At 55.7% G+C, this 20,929-nt stretch carries 19 protein-coding genes; 15 read left to right on the forward strand and 4 right to left on the reverse strand.

Features of this window, described 5'->3' with window-relative positions; all coding sequences use genetic code 11:
- Window positions 1-134: 134 nt before the first annotated feature.
- On the reverse strand, window positions 135-1,157 hold the full coding sequence (locus B3Z49_RS12685) for a zinc-binding alcohol dehydrogenase family protein (protein WP_296991394.1): 1,023 nt from the start codon (window positions 1,155-1,157) through the stop codon (window positions 135-137).
- 178 nt (window positions 1,158-1,335) lie between these two features.
- On the opposite strand from B3Z49_RS12685, the gene B3Z49_RS12690 reads away from it, so the two are divergent.
- Entirely contained in the window at window positions 1,336-1,704 is a 369-nt protein-coding gene (locus B3Z49_RS12690; RefSeq protein ID WP_296991397.1) for a winged helix-turn-helix transcriptional regulator, read from the forward strand.
- On the opposite strand, the gene B3Z49_RS12695 is transcribed toward B3Z49_RS12690, so the two are convergent.
- Window positions 1,705-2,199: a GNAT family N-acetyltransferase gene (locus B3Z49_RS12695; protein WP_296991400.1), complete on the reverse strand. Its 495-nt coding sequence runs from the start codon at window positions 2,197-2,199 to the stop codon at window positions 1,705-1,707. It lies immediately after the preceding gene.
- A 162-nt stretch (window positions 2,200-2,361) separates the two neighbouring features.
- Here B3Z49_RS12695 and B3Z49_RS12700 point away from each other — a divergent pair, with 162 nt between their 5' ends.
- The 7 genes from B3Z49_RS12700 (at window position 2,362) to B3Z49_RS12730 (ending at window position 11,935) form a co-directional block, all read left to right on the forward strand.
- Complete coding sequence (locus B3Z49_RS12700) at window positions 2,362-3,318, forward strand: acetyl-CoA carboxylase carboxyltransferase subunit alpha (protein ID WP_008890050.1); 957 nt, start codon at window positions 2,362-2,364, stop codon at window positions 3,316-3,318.
- 126 nt (window positions 3,319-3,444) lie between these two features.
- Window positions 3,445-4,281 (forward strand): ion transporter, encoded by an 837-nt coding sequence (locus B3Z49_RS12705; RefSeq protein ID WP_008890049.1) that lies wholly within the window; start codon window positions 3,445-3,447, stop codon window positions 4,279-4,281.
- A gap of 113 nt (window positions 4,282-4,394) precedes the next feature.
- Window positions 4,395-5,174: an MBL fold metallo-hydrolase gene (locus tag B3Z49_RS12710; protein ID WP_040823107.1), complete on the forward strand. Its 780-nt coding sequence runs from the start codon at window positions 4,395-4,397 to the stop codon at window positions 5,172-5,174.
- 121 nt (window positions 5,175-5,295) lie between these two features.
- Window positions 5,296-8,487, forward strand: coding sequence for an ABC transporter transmembrane domain-containing protein (locus B3Z49_RS12715; protein ID WP_296991407.1), 3,192 nt, complete (start codon window positions 5,296-5,298; stop codon window positions 8,485-8,487).
- Between the two features lie 78 nt (window positions 8,488-8,565).
- Entirely contained in the window at window positions 8,566-8,811 is a 246-nt protein-coding gene (locus tag B3Z49_RS12720; RefSeq protein ID WP_296991410.1) for a hypothetical protein, read from the forward strand.
- 180 nt (window positions 8,812-8,991) lie between these two features.
- Window positions 8,992-10,479 (forward strand): NAD-dependent succinate-semialdehyde dehydrogenase, encoded by a 1,488-nt coding sequence (locus B3Z49_RS12725; protein ID WP_296991412.1) that lies wholly within the window; start codon window positions 8,992-8,994, stop codon window positions 10,477-10,479.
- A gap of 55 nt (window positions 10,480-10,534) precedes the next feature.
- A complete protein-coding gene (locus tag B3Z49_RS12730; RefSeq protein ID WP_064782469.1) occupies window positions 10,535-11,935 on the forward strand; it encodes an aspartate aminotransferase family protein in 1,401 nt (466 codons plus the stop codon).
- A gap of 163 nt (window positions 11,936-12,098) precedes the next feature.
- On the opposite strand, the gene B3Z49_RS12735 is transcribed toward B3Z49_RS12730, so the two are convergent.
- Window positions 12,099-12,524 carry a hypothetical protein gene (locus B3Z49_RS12735; RefSeq protein ID WP_143588783.1) on the reverse strand — a complete coding sequence of 142 codons (426 nt, stop codon included), beginning with the start codon at window positions 12,522-12,524 and terminating at the stop codon, window positions 12,099-12,101.
- A 187-nt stretch (window positions 12,525-12,711) separates the two neighbouring features.
- Window positions 12,712-13,731, reverse strand: coding sequence for a TRAP transporter substrate-binding protein DctP (gene dctP / locus B3Z49_RS12740; protein WP_008890042.1), 1,020 nt, complete (start codon window positions 13,729-13,731; stop codon window positions 12,712-12,714).
- 490 nt (window positions 13,732-14,221) lie between these two features.
- Between dctP and B3Z49_RS12745 the strand changes: the two genes are divergently transcribed.
- The 7 genes from B3Z49_RS12745 to B3Z49_RS12775 all read left to right on the forward strand — a co-directional run.
- Window positions 14,222-15,619 carry a PLP-dependent aminotransferase family protein gene (locus tag B3Z49_RS12745; protein WP_296991422.1) on the forward strand — a complete coding sequence of 466 codons (1,398 nt, stop codon included), beginning with the start codon at window positions 14,222-14,224 and terminating at the stop codon, window positions 15,617-15,619.
- 154 nt (window positions 15,620-15,773) lie between these two features.
- Window positions 15,774-16,358, forward strand: a complete 585-nt coding sequence (locus tag B3Z49_RS12750; RefSeq protein WP_051007605.1) for a TRAP transporter small permease — start codon at window positions 15,774-15,776, stop codon at window positions 16,356-16,358.
- Between the two features lie 14 nt (window positions 16,359-16,372).
- Window positions 16,373-17,656, forward strand: a complete 1,284-nt coding sequence (locus B3Z49_RS12755; protein WP_063086990.1) for a TRAP transporter large permease — start codon at window positions 16,373-16,375, stop codon at window positions 17,654-17,656.
- A gap of 104 nt (window positions 17,657-17,760) precedes the next feature.
- Window positions 17,761-18,564 carry a maleate cis-trans isomerase family protein gene (locus B3Z49_RS12760; RefSeq protein ID WP_296991428.1) on the forward strand — a complete coding sequence of 268 codons (804 nt, stop codon included), beginning with the start codon at window positions 17,761-17,763 and terminating at the stop codon, window positions 18,562-18,564.
- Complete coding sequence (gene eutB, locus B3Z49_RS12765) at window positions 18,561-19,550, forward strand: hydroxyectoine utilization dehydratase EutB (protein ID WP_296991430.1); 990 nt, start codon at window positions 18,561-18,563, stop codon at window positions 19,548-19,550. Before B3Z49_RS12760 ends, eutB begins: the two co-directional genes overlap by 4 nt.
- A 6-nt stretch (window positions 19,551-19,556) precedes the next feature.
- A complete protein-coding gene (gene eutC, locus B3Z49_RS12770; protein ID WP_296991433.1) occupies window positions 19,557-20,549 on the forward strand; it encodes an ectoine utilization protein EutC in 993 nt (330 codons plus the stop codon).
- A gap of 48 nt (window positions 20,550-20,597) precedes the next feature.
- The coding region (locus tag B3Z49_RS12775; protein ID WP_296991435.1) for an aminopeptidase P family N-terminal domain-containing protein at window positions 20,598-20,929 on the forward strand (332 nt) is incomplete at its 3' end.

Genomic DNA, 20,929 nt, shown 5'->3' on the forward strand with positions numbered 1-20,929 from the left:
GCGATCAGATCACAGCATTGATCGGAAATGCTTCCGCCGATTAACCGGCATATCGGTCAAACAAAAAGGCCGACCCGCGACATTCACGCGGATCGGCCCGTAATTCAGATGCCTGTTATCCCAAGGCATGCAGATCAGTCGGCAATGCCGTCAAAGATGATCTTGCCAATGGCCTTGCCACTTTCCAGCAACGCATGCGCTTTCTGCAGGCTTTCCGGTGACAGCGCACCAAAGCTTTCATTCGCCGTATTGGTAATGGTGCCCTCATCAACCAACTGGGCCACCGTCGCCAGAAGCTTGTGCTGTTCAATCATGTCAGCCGTCTGGAACATCGAACGGGTAAACATGAACTCGTAGGAAAAGCTTGCCGACTTGGCTTTCAGAAGATCCACATTGTGATTTTCCTGGGCCTCGGTGATCGTGACGATCCGGCCCTGCGGCGCGATGACAGTCGCCATCACATCAAAATACTGATCGGTTTCCGACGTACAGAAGACGTAATCAACATTGGCAACATCAATCGTCGCCAGTTCTTCATCCAGCGGATTGCGATGGTTGATCACCTGATCCGCGCCAAGCTTTTTGACCCACGCCGTGGTTTCCGGGCGCGATGCGGTCGTGATGACTTTCAGACCGGCAAGCTTGGCCAACTGAATGGCAATCGATCCAACACCACCGGCCCCGCCAATGATCAGGATCGTTTTGTTTGCATTGGCGTCAACCGCCTTGCGATCAATCATAAGACGATCAAACATCGCTTCCCACGCGGTAATCGTCGTCAATGGCAGGGCTGCGGCGGCGGCGAAATCAAGTGACTTCGGCTTGGGCGCGACAATGCGTTCATCAACAAGTTGCAGCTGGGCATTGGACCCCGAACGGGTCACATCCCCGGCATACCAGACTTCATCGCCCGGACGGAAAAGGGTGACATCCTCGCCAACGGCTTCGACAACACCGGCCGCATCCCAGCCAAGCACCTTGAAGGCGCCGTCATCCTGCTTGCCCTTGCGGACTTTGAAATCGACCGGGTTCACTGCAACACCTTTTACCCGCACAAGGATATCGTGACCCTCGGCAACCGGGGCATCGGTTTCGATCTGGGTGAACAGGCCGTCGGTTTCGACCGGGGCAGATTTATAAATACCAATGGCTTTCATCTTTGGCATTTCCTTCCATCAAAGGTTTGATTTGTGAATGGCCAAGTTTTAACGCATAATCCTCTTTGAAATAAGTACGCACAATTTCAGCATATAGTATCAAATTGTATACTATTGCGGATTTCCGGGCATTACAGGCACATTCCCGGTACCGGTCTTGCTGATTTGGAGGTTAAAGATGAATAGCTGCCCACCCAACAGAAGCCCCGGCTGCCCGGTTGAAGGCGCGCTTGATATGATTGGCGGCAAGTGGAAGGGCGTTGTGATGTTCCATCTGCTTGATGGCACGAAACGCTTTAACGAGCTGCGCCGTCTGATGCCCGGCGTCACCCAGCGCATGCTGACCCGCCAGCTCCGCGAACTTGAAACCGACGGGCTTGTACATCGTGAAGTTTACGCCGAAGTCCCGCCGCGCGTTGAATACAGCCTGACCCAAAAGGGTGAAACGCTGCGCGGCATTATTCTGGCCTTAAAGGACTGGGGCGAAACCCACGTTCCGTATTATGCGATGTCAAAACGCCCAATGCCCGAAAGTAAACCCGCCTGATCAGATTTGCTGCAAATCGCGCGCCATTTTCCAGAACGTCGTTCTGTCATATCCGTCATGAACACCTTCGCCGGCAATCGCAAACCCGCGTGATTTGAAGAACGCGATATTGTCTTCAAGTTCGATCCGAACACTAAGCCGCATATGCTGCTTGCCGCGATCACGCGCAAACGCGCAGGCGGTCTCGACCAATGCCTTGCCGATACCAGCCCCCTTGACCGCCGGGTCGACCGAAAGCTTGTAAAGATAGGCGTCCTTGCCGACATCCTCGATCCAGATTTGGCCGATGATGTTGCCTTTGCCGTCCCGGGCAACAAACAGTGTGTCACGTGCAAAGCGCCATTGCAGTTCGGAAACCGAAACCGACTTGGCCGAGCTTGGCGGATCGACAATATCGTCCTGAAAGGCAAAGGCTGCCAAAAGAATTTCAACAAGCCGCTCGAACGAAACGTCGTCCGGGTCGTTGATGTGTGTGATCTCGATACTGGACGTCATGGGGTTCCACGTGCAAACTGTCGGGCGTAATGAATGTATGAACACTACGCCATAATTATTACGTAAACGGAAAATATGGACTGTTCATAGCTCCGCCCTTGACGTGGCGGGTCGATATACTATGTTCCGCCCCATTGTTTCCCAGTCGGATATGATGCCCTGATGCATAACTTCCTCGATTTTGAAAAGCCGATCGCCGAACTTGAAGGCAAGATCGAAGAGCTCCGTCATTTGACGGGCAGTGACGAAGTCAACATCGCAGACGAGGTTTCCCGCCTGCAGGAAAAGCTGACCAAGCTTTTGCAAGGCACCTATGGCAAGCTGACCCCCTGGCAGAAAACCCAGGTGGCGCGCCATCCTGATCGTCCGCATTTCACCGACTATATCGCCAACCTGTTTGACGATTTCACCCCGCTTTCCGGTGACCGCCAGTTTGGCGAAGACGCCGCAATCATCGGCGGTTTCGGTCGTTTGCAGGGCCGCACGGTGATGGTGATCGGCCATGAAAAAGGCCGCGATACCGAAACCCGTGTGAAACACAATTTCGGTTCCGCCCGTCCCGAGGGCTATCGCAAGGCAATCCGCCTGATGCGTATGGCTGAGCGTTTCAACATTCCGGTTGTCACCCTTGTTGATACTGCTGGCGCCTTCCCGGGTGCCGATGCCGAGGCGCGCGGCCAGTCCGAAGCCATCGCACGTTCGATCGAAGCCTGCCTTGATATCAAGGTGCCGCTGGTGTCGGTCATCATCGGCGAAGGTGGATCGGGTGGTGCGATTGCGCTTGCGGTTGCCAACAATGTTCTGATGCTTGAAAACTCGATCTATTCGGTGATCTCGCCAGAAGGTTGCGCATCCATTCTGTGGCGTTCTGGTGACGAAGCCAAAACCGCTGCCGAGGCACTCCGTCTTACCGCACAGGATCTGTTGCAGCTTGGCGTGATTGACGAAATCGTGCCAGAACCGCTTGGCGGCGCACAGCGCGATGCCAAGGAAGCCTGCAAACGGGTTGGCAAAGCGATCATCAAGGCACTTGAAAGCATGGATGACGTCGAAGGTGGTGTGCTGAAGGCGCGCCGTCGTGACAAATTCCTTGAAATGGGCCGCAAGGGCCTGAACTGATTTTCCATTCAGGGCGCAGACCATCGTGATTGATGCTGCGCCCTGTTGTCATTTTCCGGCGCAGTCTGTCCGTCGGTTATATCCGGCAAAATGAAGCGCCCTTTTCCGGCCTGGTCGGGAGGCACCATGAATTTTCTTCGCCGGATCGTTGAATCCAATCGATTTCAAAATTTCATCACCGCCGTCATTGCGATTAACGCCATCATCCTCGGGCTTGAAACATCCCCGACCGTGATGAATGCGGCGGGGTCGGTGCTGCATGTGCTCGATCAGGTGGCGGTGGCGATTTTTGTCATCGAACTGGTGATGAAACTTGCGCTCTATCGGCTGGCCTTCTTCAAGCGCGCCTGGAATGTCTTTGATTTCACGATTGTTGCCATCACCCTGATGCCGGCAGGCCAGGGCGTCTCGGTCCTGCGTGCGCTGCGTATCCTGCGTGCCTTCCGCCTGATTTCGACGGTGCCCTCCATGCGCAAGGTGGTCGAAGCCCTGATGCGCGCCATCCCCGGCATGATTTCCGTCCTGACACTTCTGTCGCTGGTGTTTTATGTCTCGGCCGTGATGGCGACCAAGCTGTTTGGCGAAGGCTTCCCCGACTGGTTTGGCACGATTGGCGAATCACTTTATTCGCTGTTCCAGATCATGACGCTGGAAAGCTGGTCGATGGGCATTGTCCGCCCGGTGATGGAGTCTTACCCGCTGGCGTGGCTTTTCTTCGTGCCGTTCATTCTGGTAACGACATTTGCCGTCCTGAACCTGTTTATCGCGATTGTGGTTGATGCAATGTCGACACATGTCGATGTTGAAGAAACCCAGACCCGCGATGTGATCGAACTCGATCATCAGGAAATCATGACCGAACTGCGCGCTCTGCGTAGTGAAATGAGCAAACTTGCCAACGCCCGGAACGACCATCCACAAGACGTTCCATCCGATCAAAACAAGACATCGACACCATCCTGAACCGTCGGTCAGGCCAGGCTTACCGGGAAAATTGAGCGGTTACTCATAAAAAGGGGGTGGTTAAACGCCCCGAACCTCGTCTAATCTTTCGACAAATATCGGGAGATCGGGGAATGAAGCTAACGTTTGCGGGGACAGGATCGGCCTTTTGTATGGCCGCTGACAATTTTCAGAGCAACATGGTTCTGGAAACGACCCCGTCGGGCAATGACCAACCACAGCGCCTGCTGATTGACTGCGGTTCAGACGCGCGCCATTCGCTGCGCAACATTGGTCATATGCCAAACGACATTCATGGTGTCTATGTCAGCCATCTGCATTCGGACCATATCGGTGGGCTCGAATGGATGGCGCTTGCCAATTATTTCGTCTTCGAAGGCCACCGGGCGGAACTGTTTGCGGTCGACGAACTGCTGGAACCGCTGTGGGAACACTCATTGCGCGGTGGCCTTGAAATCAGCGATCACGGCAACAGCAAACTGTCGTCCTATTTCGATGTGGTCCCGCTTTCCACCAAGAACGGATTTGACTGGCATGGCATGCATTTCGATGTCATCCCGGTTGCCCATGTCGTGACACCGGAAAGCACGATGTATTCCTATGCCCTGTTCGGTCACGGTCAGAACAAGTCCTTCTTCCTGACAACAGATGCGATTTTCAATCCCGAAGACCACATGCCGTTCTACAAAAAGGCCGACATCATCTTTCAGGATTGCGAACTCGGCCCCCGTCATTCCGGGGTCCATGCCCACTACGACCAACTTGTGACCCTGCCTGCCGAGATCAAGGCGAAGATGTGGCTCTATCACTATCAGGCTTATGATAAACCCGACGCCGTGGCGGACGGTTTCTGCGGGTTCATTGAACCGGAACAAAGTTTTGATCTTGGTTGATCAGACAACCGGCGCATAACCTGCACACTGGGATCAGGATCTATGGGTCCTGACCCTGCCCAAATATAAAAACGAGCAAACGGAACAAAATTGTTCCACAACCACAAAACGGGAAGTGCGAATGCCCAAATCGGTTTTTGCCTATATATGGCGTCATAGCCGCCTCCAGCAGATCATGTTGACATTGGTCACGCTGGCTTCTTTCCCGTTTCTTTATTACTCGCTTGATCTGCCCAAACAGATCGTCAACGAGGCCATCGGTGGTGCCGGTGCGCCCTATGACATCCTTGGCGTCGATCTGACCCAGATCGAGTATCTGTTCGCCCTCTCGGGCATTTTTCTGGCCCTCGTCTTCGTTAATGGCGGCTTCAAATACTTCATCAACGTCTATCAGGGCGTGATGGCAGAGCGCATGCTGCGTCGCATGCGCTACGAGCTTTTTGATCGTGTTCTGCGTTTTCCACTGCCGCATTTCCGCAAGACCAGTCAGGGCGAAATCGTTTCCATGATCACCGCCGAAGCCGAACCGTTGGGCGGCTTTTTTGGCGAGGCCTATGCCCTGCCGCTTTATCAGGGCGGCATTCTGATCACGATTTCGGCCTTTATCTTTATTCAGGACCCTTTGATGGGGCTGGCAGCGATCGCGTTTTATCCGTTGCAGGGCTATCTGATCCCGAAACTGCAACGCCGCGTGAACCTGCTTGGCAAACAGCGCGTTCAGAACGTGCGCCGCATGTCCGAACATATCGGCGAGACGGTTGGCGGTGCGACCGATATCCGTGCGAACGAAACGCAAGGGTTCGAACTGACCCACTTCACCCAGCGTCTGGGCCGGATTTTCGAGATCCGCAAGGAAATCTATTTCCGCAAATTCTTCATCAAGTTCCTGAACAACTTTATCGCCCAGATCACCCCGTTCTTCTTCTATTCCATCGGTGGCTATCTGGTGATTACCGGTGACCTCAGCTTTGGTGCGCTGGTCGCGGCCCTTGCCGCCTACAAGGATATGTCGGCACCGTGGAAAGAACTTCTTGCCTATTATCAGCGCCTTGCCGATGCCAACATCAAATACGAACAGCTGCACGAACAGTTCGAGCTGCCTGACCTTGCCCCCGAACACGAACTGATTGCACCGGTTTCGCCGAAACTGGCCGGCCCGCTCGATGTCAGTGCCCTGTCATGGACGGACGAGGACGGCACCCGTGTTGTCGAAAATGTTTCGTTTAACATGGGATTGCCGGGCAAGGCCCTTTTGACCGGCGCATCAGACAGTGGCAAATCGCAACTTGCCCGCCTGATTGCCCACATCATGACCCCGACGGGCGGGCGCATTCAGTTTGCCGATTTTGATGCCACCACCCTTCCGGCTGCGGTGGTCGGGCAACGTTTGGCCTATGTCGGGGCGGATGCGTATCTGTTTAATGGCAGTATTTCCGATAACCTGTTCTATGGCCTGAAACACCGCCCTGTCCTTCTGGAACAGGATAACGATAATCCCGCCCCCGACAGCGATGCGGACGCCAAGGCCTATCCCGATCCCAAATTTGTCGATGTCGTCGAACTTGCCGATCCAGCCGATCTGCCCTGGAAGCTGACGCGCGAAATGTATGAAGAGATCAAGATGTCGGGCAACATCCCCTATGATCCGTCTGCCGAGTGGATCGATTATGTCGGACCGGGATTTGAATCGCGCGAAGACATGCAAAAGGAACTGATGCGCCTGCTTGAGGTGGTCGGCCTTGATCGTGATATTTATCGCATTGGCCTGTTGCGCCGCATCAGCCCTGAAGAACGCCCGAACCTTGTTCAATCGGTGCTCGATGTCCGTCCGCGTCTTAAGGAAATTCTGGCCGAACGTCAGCTGTCCGACCTTGTCGAACCTTATGATTTCGACAAATACAACGACAACGCGCCGGTCGGCGTGAACATCCTGTTCGGCACACCATCACGCACCGAGTTCAAGCGGATGGACTTCCTGTCCCATCCCTATATCCAGAAAAGCCTGCGCGAAAGCGGCCTGTATGAAAAGATGATCAAGATGGGGCGTGAAACGCTTGATCTGATGATCGAACTGTTTACCGGCCTGCCCCCGGGCCATGAATTCTTTGACCGTTACAGCTTTGTCTCGGCCGATGAAATGCCCGAGGTGAAAAACATCCTGAAACGCACCGACGGTGTGCGTGTCGATGACATGCGCAAAGAGGACCAGTTGCGTCTTCTTGACGTTGCCATGCAACTGACCCCGGCCCGCCACCGCCTGCGCGTGATTGATGATGATTTCCGCGAACTTGTTCTTCAGGCCCGGCCCAAGTTCCGCGAAAACATGCCCGACGATCTGGCAGGCTATATCGACTTCTTCGAGGCTGATGGCTACGCATCAGCCGCACCGATCCTTGATAACTTGCTGTTTGGTCGCTTTGCCTATGGCCGTGCAAATTCCGAGGAACGCGTCGGCGAAGTCCTGTTTGAAATCGCCCATGAAGGCGGCCTTTACGAAGGATTGGTGTCCCTTGGCCTTGAAAGCCAGGTCGGCGTTGGCGGCAGCCGCATGTCCCAGACATTGCGTCAGAAAATCGCCCTTGTCCGTGCGCTGATCAAGAACCCGGATCTTCTGGTCGTCGACGAGGGTCTTTCGGCTCTGGACCGCGAAACCCGCGAAAGCATCATCAACTACCTGACAGGCGAAAGCGACCATACCAGTCTGGTTTGGGTCGATGATGATGACCATGCCGGCGAAAAGTTCGATACCTTGCTCTATATGTCGAACGGAAAGCTGGTCAAACGCAAAAGCGTTGCCGATGACAGTGAAACAACAACCGAAGAAACCGAAGACGAAGCCGCAGCGGCACTGGCCGCAGGCGACATCGATCAGGAAGTCCGGTTGCTGCGCACGATCCCGCTATTCGCAGGCCTCGACCCCAGTGTCGTCAAGCTGCTGGCCTTTACCAGCCCGCGCCTGACCTTCAAACATGGTGAGGTTCTCGTCAAACAGGGCGATCCGGGCGATGCCGCCTTTATCGTCATTTCCGGGCGCGGTGAAATCTGGCTGACCACCGATGAGCACCAGACGCTCAAACTGCGTGACGTTCATGCCAAGGAAGTCATTGGCGAAATCGCCCTGCTTGTCGATGCACCGCGCTCGGCAACCATCCGTGCGGTCGAAGACATGACGGTTCTGAAACTCGACAAGACCGAATTCCTCGGCCTTGTTCGACAGGACCAGGCTGTTTCCAATCAGTTGATCCGTGTTCTGGCCCAACGGCTTGATCAAACCACCAAACAGCTGACCAACCGCAACAACGACAAGAACTGACAAAACGAATGGACGGAGCTCCCCGTTAAGTGGGGCTCCGTCCATCCTTCTTTTGCCTGACCTTATGAACTGCGCCTTATGAACAAAATCGCCTCCATACTTCTTGCCGTATTGCTTGGCATCATCATGCTGGGCGGCTTTATCGCCCTTGTTGGCGGCAGTGTTATCGGTGCACTGGCCTTTGTCATTGGCATCCCGGTCGCCTTCCCGATGACAACAAGCGTCGTGATCTTGTTTTTTGCCGCCATCATCATCCGAACCCTTATTGAAAAGCGCCGCCAGAAACGCGAAATGCGCAAATATCTGGATCGCTCGGAAGACTGATTTTCTGCGCGTTTTGGCGCTCAGCAGAAAAAACATTCGCTTTTTGCCACTCCGCGCCAAAAAAAACGCATCAAATGACGCCGAGTTCGGTCACCTCCTCTGATCGCCTGTTGATACCTTCCTCTCAGTTCAATGACATGCTTCGCGCAAACCGCGCCAAGCTCAAGGAAGGAGGCCACCATGACGGCACAATCAAAGGAACAGCGTTGCGTTTCGCTCAGCCAGCTTTCCGATCTGCGTTTGCTGCGCGAACATGCCTATATTGATGGTCGCTGGTGCTCGGCTGACAACCTTCAGGTGATCGAAGTCACCAACCCGTTCGATGGCAGCTTCATCGGCACCGTTCCGAACATGGGCGTTCACGAAACCCGCAAGGCCATCGCGGCGGCCCGGGAAGCCTTCCCGGCATGGGCCGCCCTTCTGCCTCAGGAACGCAGTGCCGCTTTGCGTCGCTGGCATGATCTTCTGATTGAAAACAAGGAAGACCTCGCCCTTCTGATGACCCTTGAACAGGGCAAGCCGATCAACGAAGCCCGCGGCGAGATTGATTACGCTGCAAGCTTCATCGAATTTTACGCTGAAGAAGCCAAACGGGTGAATGTTGAAAACATCACATCCCACCTGCCGGGCCGCAACATGACCATCAAGCGTGAGCCGATCGGCGTCACCGCTGCGGTCACACCATGGAACTTCCCGTGTGCGATGATTACGCGTAAGGCCGCCGCCGCCCTGGCCGCCGGTTGCACCATGATCGTACGCCCGGCCACCGAAACGCCGTTCTCGGCCACCGCACTGGCTGAACTGGCCGAACGTGCGGGCATCCCGGCCGGTGTGTTTAACATCGTCACCGGTGATCCGAACCCGGTTGTGGGCGAGCTGTGCGGCCATCACGATGTCCGGGCACTATCCTTTACCGGCTCGACCGAGGTTGGCCGTCTCCTGCTGTCGCAAGGTGCCCAGACGATCAAGAAAATGTCGATGGAACTCGGCGGTCATGCCCCGTTCATCGTCTTTGATGATGTCGATCTGGACGAGGCAGTCGCCCACGCGGTGAACGCAAAATTCGCCACCAGTGGTCAGGATTGCCTGGCCGCCAACCGCATCTTTGTTCAGCGCGACATCTATGACGACTTCCTTGATAAATATGCCAAGGCCATCGCCGATCTGCGGGTTGGCAACGGCATCGAGGAATATGTCGAAATCGGTCCGCTGATGCATGACCGTGCGGTTGCCAAATGCGAAGAACATGTTGCCGATGCGCGCGCCAAGGGAGCCCGTGTTGTCACCGGTGGCAAGAAAATGGGCGGGCTGTTCTTTGCCCCGACCCTGCTTGCCGATGTCACCGACGACATGAAGATCTTTTCCGAAGAAACATTCGGCCCGGTTGCCCCGGTCATGCCGTTCGATACCGAGGACGAAGTAATCGCCAAGGCCAATGACAGCGAATATGGCCTTGCCGCCTATCTGCTGACCAAGGACAACGACCGTGCCGCACGCGTCTCAAACGCCCTTGAATACGGCATGGTTGCACTGAACTGCGTGAAAATCACCGGTGCACCGATCCCGTTTGGCGGCGTCAAGCAATCGGGCTTGGGTCGCGAAGGATCGCGCCATGGCCTCGAAGAATTTACCGAACTGAAATACGTCTGCGCTGCTTACAAAGCCTAGGTTTTGACCTTGGTGCGCGCAAAGGCATCAACCGCATTCACATGGGAGAATTCAAATGAATGTCATCAAAAACACCACTGCTGATCTGCAGGAAATGGATCGGGCGCATTTCATGCACCCCTCGACCCACATGCGTCAGCACGCAGCCGGTGAAACCCCCAACCGCATCATCAATGGCGGCAAGGGCATCTATATCCACGACACCGAAGGCCGCGAAAGCCTTGATGCCTTCGCCGGTCTGTATTGTGTAAACGTTGGTTATGGCCGCACCGAAATTGCCGATGCGATCTATGCGCAGGCAAAGGAACTGGCCTATTACCACACCTATGTCGGGCACGGGAACGAGCCGGTCATTCGTCTGTCGGATCGCATTATTAAAAGCGCGCCCGAAGGCATGCAGCGCGTCTATTACGGCATGTCCGGATCGGATGCCAACGAAACCAACATCAAGCTGATCTGGTACTACAACAACATTCGCGGCCTGCCGCAGAAAAAGAAAATCATCTCGCGTTGGCGTGGCTATCACGGCTCGGGCATCATGACCGGCAGCCTGACCGGCCTTGCTGCCTTCCACAATGCATTTGATCTGCCGCGTGCGCCCATTCTGCACACCACCTGCCCGCACCATTACTGGAACGCAGAGGCCGGCGAAACCGAAGCAGAATTTGCCAAACGTTGTGCCAATGATCTGGAAAAAATGATCCTGCGCGAAGGTCCGGAAACCGTTGCAGCCTTCATCGGCGAGCCGGTCATGGGCACGGGCGGCATCATCACCCCGCCAGAAGGCTATTGGGAAGCCATCCAGGCTGTCCTGAACAAGTACGATGTCCTTCTGGTCGCCGACGAAGTCGTGACCGCCTTTGGCCGTACCGGGTCTTACTTCGGCTCCTTGCACTATGGCATCAAGCCGGACCTGATCACGATTGCCAAGGGTGTGTCATCGGGTTACCTGCCGCTGTCGGGTGTGATCATTGGCGAACGCGTCTGGAAAGTTCTGGAACAGGGTTCTGACCAGATGGGTCCGATCGGCCATGGCTGGACCTATTCCGCCCATCCGGTCTGTGCGGCTGCGGCCAACGCCAACCTTGATATTGTTGATGGTGAAAACCTGACGGGCAACTCGGCGGACACGGGCGGTTACTTCCAGAAACGCCTGCATGAAACCTTTGACAACCATCCGCTGGTTGGCGAAGCACGCGGCGTTGGTCTGATGGCCGCGCTCGAGTTTGTCGCGGATAAAACCAAGAAGGAACGCTTCGATCCGAATGCGAAAATCGGTCCGCGCGTATCAGCCGCCTGCCTGGAACGTGGCATGATTGCACGTGCCATGCCGCACGGTGACATCCTTGGCTTTGCTCCGCCGCTTTGCATCACCAAGGCCGAAGTCGACAAGGTCATCGACATCGCCAAACAGGCTGTTGATGCAGTCGCAGACGAAGTTGCTGCTGGCAAATAAGCCAGCCTGATATCACCGCGACATCACAAATACCCGCTGCGTCAAACCTTCTTCCCGACGCGGCGGTGCACAGGGGCCGGGCCCATGACCGGCCCCTGTTTTATTTCCACGCGACGATGATCTCATTGCCACGATCTCACTGCCACCGGGCCCAAACCCTTGGTTACTGACAGGTCGTCGCAAACTTCCCGGCAGTATCTTTCTTGGACGTCACCGTACAAGCAGCGGTGACACTGCCCGATGCATTTCTGATTTGAAGTTGGATCTCGGCATTGCCGCCATCTGCTGACGGCCACCAGATCGAACCGGCACCATCAGAACCAAACAGGTTCAGATAAGGTGCCGCACCCGCATTGGTCACACCGGCAACAACCGTGGCATTCCCGGAATTACTCAGCGCATCCTTGACCGTCACCTTTGCGGAGTCCGGGGATGTTTCGGCCCATTCGCTCGACGAGATCGGCACGCCATTGGGATTGTAAACTTCCGCCTTTGGCGACGACACAAGCGTACCAAGCGCCATCACGGCAAACATGATTGCCGGGAAGATCGCGTCACGGACAGTTTGAAGCAGGTTGAGCATATTCACAGCCAGTTCCTTTCACGTCAGTTTCATCACCACAGTCCGCTTATCGGAAAGGGCACGTATGAGACGCAGAAACGCTGATGTTGTGAGCATCACCGGGATCACCGACCGCCCATTCAAGACAAACAAAAACCCCCGCAAGCAGTGCCTGCGGGGGTTTGCGATATCTTACGAAATCGGGAAGTCCCGATTACATGTCGGTACCAAACTCTTCACGAAGCGAGTTCAGCACTTCTTCGGTGTCACCACCGACTTCCTCAACAAGGCTTGCGCCAACGCCTTTGGAAGCTTCCTTGAAGACCGAACGCTGTTCGTCATTCAGACGGATCACTTCGATTTCCGGCTTGGCTTCCTTGATGCGTGCAAGGGCTTCGTCATTGGCCTTTTTCTGGGCTTCATAGATGAAGTCATCCAGTTCGGCTTTTACTTCCGCCAGCATCTCTTTGCGTTCATCCGACAGGCCGTCATAGAACGCCGCGTTTGAAACCACTGTGGTGGTGTATTGCTGCTGACCGGCATAGATCAGATGGTCGGTCACTTCGTAGAATTTCGCACTCTCAACGAAGAAGATCGGGTTGACCTGTGCATCAATCACGCTGGTCTGAAGACCGGAATAAACTTCACCCCACGGCAGCGCGACCGGATCAGCACCGAAAGACTCATAAGTTTCGATCAGGATCGGCGAGGTCATGACACGGAATTTCACACCATCGAAATCAGCCGGTTTTTCGACCGGTTTCTTGGTGGTCCAGACCATTTCGCCTTCCGGGTACATGGTATAAAGCTTCAGCCCCTTGGACTCGAAGTCCTTGGACAGACCTTCGTAAATGGTCGGGCTTGAAGACAGAACCTTCTTGTTCACCTCGTTATCCTGCGACAGCAGGTAGGGAACGCCAAAGACCTGAATTTCCGGAACGAAAGTCCCCAGGTGACCCGGCGATGCGTTCGAGAACTGAACAGCACCGGCTGCGGTCAGCTCGGTAATGTCGTTCTCGGTGCCAAGCTGGCCATAGGTGTAAATGGTCACATTTACGTCGCCATCGGTCTTTTCTTCGACCAGGCGTTTGAATTCCTGAGCGTAAAGGTCCTGAACATCACCCGGGCTTTCTTCGTGGGCGAATTTCCATTCCTCGGCGTGGGCAGCGGTCCCTGCGACGGCAAACAGTGCAGCCGCCGATAGGGTCGCTTTAAGGAGTTTGTTCAGACTCATATCGAAGTCTCCCGTGTTATCGCGCTCAACGATCGGCGCCAACGCTTATGAAGGCACTCGGATCGGAACGCTTAATTTCAACATCATTGTGATGAACGCCCAAAGTTTTGAAATGTTCCTGCATCAGGTCAATGTTAGTTTTGTATCATGACAAATTAGTCCGAACACCTACACAGAACCCGCCTGTCATGTTAGGGTCGAAGGGCCAGAACCTGTTTATTTGATTGGAATGGCAGAGCTTATATTTGTGAAATCCAAGGCAAAGCCCGCCGGGCGGGTTGGAATCCCGCACAAGGGATTTAACGCCGGAGTTTGCAAATATAAGCTCTGTCCTCCGGATCGTTCAGATTTGCACGGCCTACTTTGTCGCAAAACCTTGCAAGATAGGAATCTTCCAGCGGCTTAGCTCCTCGTATCCGCACAAATCTGAGCGACCATTCAAACCAAATAAACAGGTTCTGGCCCTAAACATCAGGGTGGAAAGACAATCATGTGGTTACCTGACATCGACCTCAGCGGCGAAACAGGCCCGAAATACAAGGCACTGGTCGAAGCAATCATTACCGATATTGAATCAGGCAGATTGCGCCACGATGTCCGCATGCCAACACACCGTGAACTGGCCTATCGCCTGAAAGTCAGCGTCCAGACCGTCAGTGCCGCCTACAAGGAAGTCGAACGGCAGGGCTATTTGCGGTCCGAACGACGTCGCGGCACCTTTGTTCAGGCCCGCCTGACCGACCGGGCATCGTCCTTTATCCTCGATAGTCGCCAACCCGATCTGGTTGATCTTTCAATCGTGCGCGCGGCCTATACCGATTTTCACAATGATCTGTCGCGCCAGATGCACGCCAAACTGACCGAAGAACCCCACCATGGCTGGATGGAGAGCTGCCGGCCGGTTGCCGGGTTTGATTATCACCGCGACATCGGGCGCAACTGGCTTTCTGGCATGGGGGTCGATGTCGAAATCCCCAACCTTCTGATCACCAATGGCGCGGCACAGGGCGTCTTTACCGCCCTTTCCACCGTCATTCAGCCTGATGACGTCGTCCTGACCGAAAGCCTGACCGATCATGGCGTAATTGGCTCGGCCAGCATCTTGCGCTTCAAGCTGGGCGCGCTGCCGACCGATGATGAAGGCATCCTGCCCGATGCGTTTGAGCAAGAATGCCGCACGCGTCAAATCCGGGCGCTTGTTGTCACCCCGATCTTTACCAATCCGACCAACTGCCTGATGGGGTTGGAACGGCGCAAACGCATCGCCGAAATTGCCGAACATTACGGCGTCTATGTCATCGAGGATGATGTCTATCGCCCGCTGCTCGAAGAAAACCTGCCACCAATCACAAGCTTCCTGCCCAAGCTCGGCTTTCATGTCTCAAGCCTGACCAAGGCGGTTATGCCGGGCCTTCGAACCGGCTTTCTGGCTGTTCCCGCGCATTTGTCGATTCGTGCCAGCAGCGTTTTGCGCGTCACCGGATGGATGGGGACTCCATTGATGGCAGAGATCGGCGCACGCTGGATTGCCGATGGCACCGTCGATCAGGCGGTGACGGTCCAACGTGCGCTGATGCGCGAACGCCAGGCACTGGTTGCCGATATTCTCGGCGATGCGGTTGTGCGCCATCACCCGACATCCCTGTCGGCCTGGGTCCGCATTCCCGAACATTGGCAGGAAGAATGGTTTGCCTCCGAACTGCGCAAAAACGGCGTAGCTGTCACGATTTCCGACCCGTTCATGACCGTCAAGGTCCCCCGGCCAAACGCCATGCGGATCTGTCTTGGCGGTGCTCCTGATACGCCAACGGTTCAGCATGCCCTGATCCAAATTCGCCATACCATGGATCAAATGCCCGGCGTTCACGCCTTCGACGTGATGTATTGATTTTGTGTCATGACAAAAATCTGATTGAACCATCACAAAGCGTTTTTATTCTGACTGAACCGGCGTGAAGCGAACGACAATCCGTGTGGGAGGGAACCAACATCCGCACACAGCGTTCCACAAAAATGTCTCGCACACGCATCAAGGAGGTTCTATGTCAGGTGCAAACGGGGAGGCCCCCGCTCCGAGTGGCGGGGCGTTGGGGATTTTAAGAAAACTCGACCACGGCTTGTCCGTCGTCGAACGACAGCTCCTCGGATGGAGCATCATCATCATGGCGGTGAACACCGTCGCCAATGTGATCATGCGCCTGGGGTTCAGTTCGAGCATCTTCTTCTCCGAAGAGCTCAATCAGTTTCTGATCATTCTTGTGACATTTGTCGGCATCAGCGAGGCCGCCCGCATGGGGCGCCATATCCGCATGTCGGCCTTTACCGATATGCTGGGCCCGCGCGCCAGCAAGGTCATGATGATCTTCATTACGCTTGGCACGGCCTCTTTGCTGTTCCTTCTGGCCTGGTATTCGATTGATTATGTTTCGTCACTGATCACATCGAACCGGCTGACCCCGGCCCTGCGCATCCCCTATTACCTGACCGTTCTGATCGTGCCGTTTGGCCTGTGCGTAACCGGCATCCAGTTTGTTCTGGCAGCGTTGACCAACATCCTCAAACCGGGGACGCACCTGTCCTATCAGGTCGAGGATACGTTTGACGACGCCGACGAGCATCATCTGTAAGGGGGAATGGAAAAATGGATTTAGGAACAACAATCCTTCTGGTGATGCTGGGGCTTCTGGTGCTGGGCTTCCCGATGATGGTGCCGCTGGCAACCGCCAGCGTGGTCGCCTTCATGTTTTACATGCCTATCCCTGAACGCATCCTCATTCAGCAGATGGTCACGGGCATCTCGCCGGTCGCCCTGATCGCGGTGCCGATGTTTATCTTTGCCGCCGATATCGTGACAAAGGGGCATACGGCCAACCGGCTGATCGACCTTGCCATGACCTTTGTCGGCCATGTGCGCGGCGGCCTTGCGGTCACAACGGCCCTTGGTTGCACCATGTTTGGTGCGGTATCGGGCTCAACCCAGGCAACCGTGGTGGCCATGGGCGGTCCGCTGCGCCCCAAGATGCTCAAGGCCGGCTACGAAGACAAATTCGCCATGGCGCTGATCATCAATGCCAGTGACATTGCGTTTCTGATCCCGCCATCAATTGGCATGATCGTGTTTGGCGTGGTTGGCAAAGTCTCGATCGGCGAACTGTTTCTGGCCGGTATCGGCCCGGGCATTCTCATTCTGATCATGTTCTCGCTGTACTGCATGTACTACGCCAAAAAGAACGACATCCCGACCATCCCGCGCATGACCTGGGCTGAACGCGGCAAGGCCGTGATCAATGCCGGCCCGGCCATCATGTTCCCGGTTCTGATCGTCGGCGGCATTTATCTGGGCTGGGTCAGCCCGACCGAGGTCGCGGCTGTTGCCGTGGTCTATGCCATCATCCTTGAAGTTCTGATCTTCAAGTCGGTCAAATGGTCCGAACTGCTGGCGATTGCCCGTTCAACCGGTCTGATCACAGCCGTCGTGTTCATTCTGGTCGGCGCAGGCACGACATTCTCGTTCGTGATTTCCTTTGCCCAGATCCCGCAACACGTGATTGGCGCATTGGGGCTTGAAGGGGCGAACTCCTATGTCATTCTGGCCGCGATCTGCATTGCCTTCTTTATCGGCTGCATGTTCGTTGACCCGATTGTTGTCATTCTGGTCCTGACCCCGATCTTCATGCCGCTTGTCAATGCGGCCGGTCTGGATCCGGTGCTTGTCGGTACGCTGGTCACGCTTCAGGTTGCCATTGGCTCTGCCACGCCACCGTTCGGGTGTGACATCTTTACAGCCATCGCAATCTTCAGGCGACCCTATGCCGAGGTGATCAGTGGAACACCGCCCTTCATCATCATGCTGCTGCTTGCGGCCGTGATCTTGATCTTTGTTCCGCAGATCGCACTCTTCCTGCCAGAGCTTGCCTTCCGCTGATCAAGTTCTGGCCCGTAAATTCCGGCTGCGACCGGAAGCATATTTGAAAATTTGAAACTGGGTCGTCCTGATTAAATCGGGACGACCCGCTTCTGGAGTTCAGGATGATTTCCGTATCCCGTGCGGTTACGCCAGAGCCGGCAGACGTGCCCTATTCCCCTGATCCGGTCGGACCGGCAGGGCGGATTGGCCTGATCACGCTGGCAACAGACTTTAATAGCGAGGATGACCTGCGCGCCATCCTGCCAGGCGACGTGCGCCTGTTCACCACACGTATCGAAAACGCCAACCCGGTCACGGTCGCAAACCTGCAATCGATGGCAGCCGACCTGCCACGCGCAGCCAAAACGCTGTTGCCGGGATATGGCGTTGATGTTGCCATTTTCGGCTGCACGTCTGGCACCGCTGTGACCGGGTCGGATAAAATCGCCGAGCTGATCAATCAAGGCATGCCCGGCACCAAGGTCACCAATCCGCTTCTGGCCAGTGAACTTGCCCTGCGTGCGGTCGGTGCGCAAAAAATTGCCATCCTGACCCCGTATCTGTCTGACGTGACACAATCAGTTGCCGACGGTTTTCAGGCGCGCGGGTTTGATGTTACCCGTGTGATGGGTTTTGGTCTTGATAACGACTTTGACATGACCGCCCTGCCGCCCAAGGCGCTGTTGGAAGGTGCGCTCAAGATCGACACGCCTGATGCCGATGCGGTGTTTATTTCCTGCACCGCGATCCGGTCTGCCGAAATCATTGCCGAGGCCGAGCGTCGCCTGAAGAAACCGGTCATCACCAGCAATCAGGCCCTGATCTGGCATGCCTTGAACCTGATTGGGTACAAAAATCCGATCACAGGGTTCGGAACCCTGTTTGATCATGCCCCGCAACCAACGAACCAAGTCGAGGTCCCATGAAAGACCCCATCACATTTGCTGATGTTCTTTCTGCCCGCAAAACCATTGCGGGTCATGTGATCCACACACCACTCCGCCCGTCTGCCGCCCTGTCTGACCGTATCGGAAGCCCCGTCTGGCTGAAATGCGAACAACAACAATATACCGGCAGCTTCAAGCTGCGCGGTGCCGCCAACGCGGTGCTGCGCCTAAGTGACGAGGAAAAGGCCAAGGGTGTCGTTGGCGTATCCACAGGCAACTATGGCCGGGCACTGGCCTTTGCCGCGCGCAATGCCGGGGTGAAATCGATCATTTGCATGTCCGAACTGGTGCCGCAAAACAAGGTCGATGGCATCCGGGCACTCGGTGCCGAAGTCCGCATCATTGGCCAGTCACAGGACGAAGCCCAGCACGAAGTCGACCGGCTGGTCGAACAGGATGGCATGATCATGTTGCCGCCCTTTGACCATGCCGATGTCATTGCCGGCCAAGGCACCCTTGGCCTTGAAATCGTCGAAGCCCTTCCCGACGTGGATACCTTGCTGGTCCCGCTATCGGGCGGCGGGTTGCTGGCCGGTGTGGCGCTGGTGGCCAAATCGGTCAATCCGATGATCCGGGTTGTTGGCATTACCATGGAACGTGGCTGTGCAATGATCACAAGCCTTCAGGAAGGCAAACCGACATCGGTCAAGGAATTGCCGACACTGGCCGACAGCCTCGGCGGCGGCATCGGTGAAAACAACCAGTACACGTTCGATATGTGCGGCGATCTGACCGACGATTTCGTTCTGGTCAACGAAGCCCAGATCGCCGATGGCATCCGGGCGGCCTACCATGATGACCAACAGGTCGTCGAAGGTGCAGGTGCCGTGGGCATTGCCGCCTTGCGTGCCGGTCTGGTCGACAATCCCGGTCGCACGGTCGTGCTGACGACGGGGTGCAATATCGACATGGACCTGCACAAACGCATTGTTGGCGGCGAAGACGTCGACCTGATGGCGGAGTAACAAACCATGCCGACAATCAGAATTCTGACCGAAACCGACCTGCGCAAGGTCATTGATCTCGACATGGATGCCATCACCTGTGTCGAAGGCGCGTTCAAGGCGCTTGCCACACAGGATGTCCGCATGCCGCCGATCCTGCGTCTGGATATCGATGAGTTTAATGGCGAGGTCGATGTCAAAACTGCCTATGTGCCGGGCATCGACAGCTTTGCCATCAAAATCAGTCCGGGCTTCTTTGACAATCCCAAGCTCGGCCTGCCATCGGTCAACGGATTGATGAACCTGTTTTCATCCAAAACCGGCCTGCTGGAGGCCGTCTTGCTTGATAATGGCTATCTGACCGATGTGCGCACGGCCGCCGCCGGCGGGGTTGCCGCCAAGCATCTGGCCAGTCACGATGCCAAGCATGCCACCATTTTTGGTGCCGGTGTGCAGGCACAGTTGCAGCTTAAGGCACTCACACTGGTGCGCGACATCACCTCGGCGACGATCTGGGCGCGTGACATCGCCAAGGCCGAGGCGTGCGCGAAAAAGGCATCACTTGAACTGGGCATTCCGGTTACCGCCACCACGGATGGCAAAGACGCCGCAAGCACGGCGGACATTATCGTCACAACGACCCCTGCACGCGAACCGGTTCTGATGGCCGATTGGGTCAAGCCCGGAACGCACGTGACCGCGATGGGGTCCGATGCCGAACACAAAAACGAAATTGATCCTGCCCTGATCGGGCAGGCCGACCTTTATGTCAGCGACAGTCATGCACAGACACGCATCCTTGGCGAACTGCATCACGCCATCGATGCCGGTGTGGTGTCCTCTGACGCGACATTCCCCGAACTCGGCCAAATCATTGCCCAATCCTTGACCGGCAGGACAAGTGCGGGTCAGACTACGGTCTGTGATTTGACCGGAACCGGTGTGCAAGACACCGCTATCGCCACTCTCGCCCGTCACCGCTGTGATGCAGCCGGTACAGGGGTCGAGATTACTTCTTAACAACAAAGGGAAACAGGGTCTGGACCCACCTTTATCTGGAGGCCTGCGATGAGCCAGGTAGAATTGAATTTCACGCGTGAGGAATATGCCGAGCGCCTGGAGAAAACCAAAAAAGCCATGGTGGAAAAGGGGCTCGATCTTTTGATCGTGACCGATCCGTCGAATATGGCCTGGCTAACCGGCTATGACGGCTGGTCGTTCTATGTCCATCAATGCGTACTGGTTCCAATCGAAGACGACCCGATCTGGTTCGGGCGTTCGCAGGATGCCAACGGGGCAAAACGCACGGTCTATATGCCGCATGACCGCATCATTCCCTATGCGGATTACTATGTGCAATCGACCACCCATCACCCGATGGACTACCTTGCCGAGGTGAT

The sequence above is a fragment of the Thalassospira sp. UBA1131 genome, assembly GCF_002311515.1.
Taxonomy (GTDB): domain Bacteria; phylum Pseudomonadota; class Alphaproteobacteria; order Rhodospirillales; family Thalassospiraceae; genus Thalassospira.

What these genes read in the sequence shown, in the direction of transcription:
- eutC (WP_296991433.1), top strand. Translation starts at nt 19,557, where the DNA reads ATGCCGACAATCAGAATTCTGACCGAAACCGACCTGCGCAAGGTCATT.
- eutB (WP_296991430.1), top strand. Translation starts at nt 18,561, where the DNA reads ATGAAAGACCCCATCACATTTGCTGATGTTCTTTCTGCCCGCAAAACC.
- B3Z49_RS12745 (WP_296991422.1), top strand. Translation starts at nt 14,222, where the DNA reads ATGTGGTTACCTGACATCGACCTCAGCGGCGAAACAGGCCCGAAATAC.
- B3Z49_RS12750 (WP_051007605.1), top strand. Translation starts at nt 15,774, where the DNA reads ATGTCAGGTGCAAACGGGGAGGCCCCCGCTCCGAGTGGCGGGGCGTTG.
- B3Z49_RS12755 (WP_063086990.1), top strand. Translation starts at nt 16,373, where the DNA reads ATGGATTTAGGAACAACAATCCTTCTGGTGATGCTGGGGCTTCTGGTG.
- B3Z49_RS12760 (WP_296991428.1), top strand. Translation starts at nt 17,761, where the DNA reads ATGATTTCCGTATCCCGTGCGGTTACGCCAGAGCCGGCAGACGTGCCC.
- B3Z49_RS12710 (WP_040823107.1), top strand. Translation starts at nt 4,395, where the DNA reads ATGAAGCTAACGTTTGCGGGGACAGGATCGGCCTTTTGTATGGCCGCT.
- B3Z49_RS12690 (WP_296991397.1), top strand. Translation starts at nt 1,336, where the DNA reads ATGAATAGCTGCCCACCCAACAGAAGCCCCGGCTGCCCGGTTGAAGGC.
- B3Z49_RS12720 (WP_296991410.1), top strand. Translation starts at nt 8,566, where the DNA reads ATGAACAAAATCGCCTCCATACTTCTTGCCGTATTGCTTGGCATCATC.
- dctP (WP_008890042.1), bottom strand. Translation starts at nt 13,731, where the DNA reads ATGAGTCTGAACAAACTCCTTAAAGCGACCCTATCGGCGGCTGCACTG.
- B3Z49_RS12700 (WP_008890050.1), top strand. Translation starts at nt 2,362, where the DNA reads ATGCATAACTTCCTCGATTTTGAAAAGCCGATCGCCGAACTTGAAGGC.
- B3Z49_RS12695 (WP_296991400.1), bottom strand. Translation starts at nt 2,199, where the DNA reads ATGACGTCCAGTATCGAGATCACACACATCAACGACCCGGACGACGTT.
- B3Z49_RS12730 (WP_064782469.1), top strand. Translation starts at nt 10,535, where the DNA reads ATGAATGTCATCAAAAACACCACTGCTGATCTGCAGGAAATGGATCGG.
- B3Z49_RS12705 (WP_008890049.1), top strand. Translation starts at nt 3,445, where the DNA reads ATGAATTTTCTTCGCCGGATCGTTGAATCCAATCGATTTCAAAATTTC.
- B3Z49_RS12685 (WP_296991394.1), bottom strand. Translation starts at nt 1,157, where the DNA reads ATGAAAGCCATTGGTATTTATAAATCTGCCCCGGTCGAAACCGACGGC.
- B3Z49_RS12725 (WP_296991412.1), top strand. Translation starts at nt 8,992, where the DNA reads ATGACGGCACAATCAAAGGAACAGCGTTGCGTTTCGCTCAGCCAGCTT.
- B3Z49_RS12715 (WP_296991407.1), top strand. Translation starts at nt 5,296, where the DNA reads ATGCCCAAATCGGTTTTTGCCTATATATGGCGTCATAGCCGCCTCCAG.